Origin of the sequence: Agromyces binzhouensis (assembly GCF_004135055.1) — a bacterium.
GTDB lineage: Bacteria > Actinomycetota > Actinomycetes > Actinomycetales > Microbacteriaceae > Agromyces > Agromyces binzhouensis.
In genome coordinates, this window is record NZ_SDPL01000670.1 from 1 (window position 1) to 1,064 (window position 1,064).

Annotated in this window: 3 protein-coding genes; 2 read left to right on the forward strand and 1 reads right to left on the reverse strand. The window is 75.5% G+C overall.

What is annotated here, in order from left to right; genetic code table 11:
- Window positions 1–233: hypothetical protein (locus ESO86_RS19535; RefSeq protein WP_165308336.1), on the forward strand; the 233-nt coding region annotated here is incomplete at its 5' end.
- Between the two features lie 66 nt (window positions 234–299).
- Here the strand turns inward: ESO86_RS19535 and ESO86_RS17520 are convergent.
- Window positions 300–569: an acylphosphatase gene (locus ESO86_RS17520; protein WP_129236018.1), complete on the reverse strand. Its 270-nt coding sequence runs from the start codon at window positions 567–569 to the stop codon at window positions 300–302.
- Window positions 570–653: 84 nt separating this feature from the next.
- On the opposite strand from ESO86_RS17520, the gene ESO86_RS17525 reads away from it, so the two are divergent.
- Complete coding sequence (locus ESO86_RS17525; RefSeq protein ID WP_129236019.1) at window positions 654–1,019, forward strand: iron chaperone; 366 nt, start codon at window positions 654–656, stop codon at window positions 1,017–1,019.
- Window positions 1,020–1,064 lie beyond the last annotated feature (45 nt).

The following is a 1,064-nucleotide window of genomic DNA, read 5'->3' on the forward strand; positions in this document are numbered from 1 at the left end:
CGCCCACGCCGGTCGTCGGCGGCGTGCCGGGCGCGGAGGTCGCGCCCCGCGACGCCGGGACCGGTCCCCAGCCGGTCGGATCGGACGGCACCGCGCCGATGGGCTTCGAGGTCCCGAGGCGCACTCGCGGGCTGCCGGTGTCCGTCGCGGCCATCGTCACGGTCCTGGTGCTCGGCGTCGGGGGAGCCGCCCTCGCGTTCGGGGTCGCGACGTTGAGCGGGAACCTCCCGTAGCCCCGGGCGTCGAGGGGCCGCGACGCGCGACGGATGGCGTCCGCCCGCGGCATCCGCTCGCCGACCTCAGCTCAGCACACGGAAGCCGCGCTCGCCGGTCGGGGCGAGGTCGGCGGTGCTCAGCGAGGTGACCTCGGCGCCCGGCGGGCCCTCGTCGAGCCACGCGAGCATCGCATCGACGGATGCCGCTTCCCCCTCGATCTCGGCCTCGACCGCGCCGTCGTTGCGATTGCGGATCCAGCCCGACACCCCGAGTCGCTGCGCCTCGACGCGCGCGCTGAACCGGAAGCCGACCGCCTGGACGCGGCCGTGGACGATGACGCGCTGCCGGATCATGCGACCCCCCTGCGACGAGGGTAGACCGCGCGCCACGCGACCGCACGGATGCCGCGCCCGCACCGCGCGCGTACGATGACCCGCATGGGGGAGGTCGCCGAGTACGTCGCCGGGCTCCACGAGCCGGCCCGATCGGCCATCGAGGGCGTGTTCTTCATCGCGCGCGAGGTCGTGCCCGACGTCGAGGAGGGCCGGAGCTACGGGATGCCCGCGCTCCGGTACGCCGGAAAGCCGCTGCTCGCCGTCGTGGAGGCGAAGACGCACATCGGGCTGTACCCGTTCAGCCCGGCGGTGATCGAAGAGGCCGCCGACGTGCTGGAGGGCTTCGATCGCAGGAAGGGCACGATCCGGTTCACCCCGGAGCACCAGCTGCCCGAGGAGGCGGTGCGCCGCCTTGTGGGCCTGCGCCGCGACGAGATCGACGCGGCATCCGGCCGCCGGCGCGCGTGAGCGCCGAGGACCGGTCGCGCCTGCTGGGCGCCGCGGTCGACCGCG

Coding starts and splice junctions, on each gene's coding strand:
- ESO86_RS17520 (WP_129236018.1), bottom strand. CDS start 569: ATGATCCGGCAGCGCGTCATCGTCCACGGCCGCGTCCAGGCGGTCGGC.
- ESO86_RS17525 (WP_129236019.1), top strand. CDS start 654: ATGGGGGAGGTCGCCGAGTACGTCGCCGGGCTCCACGAGCCGGCCCGA.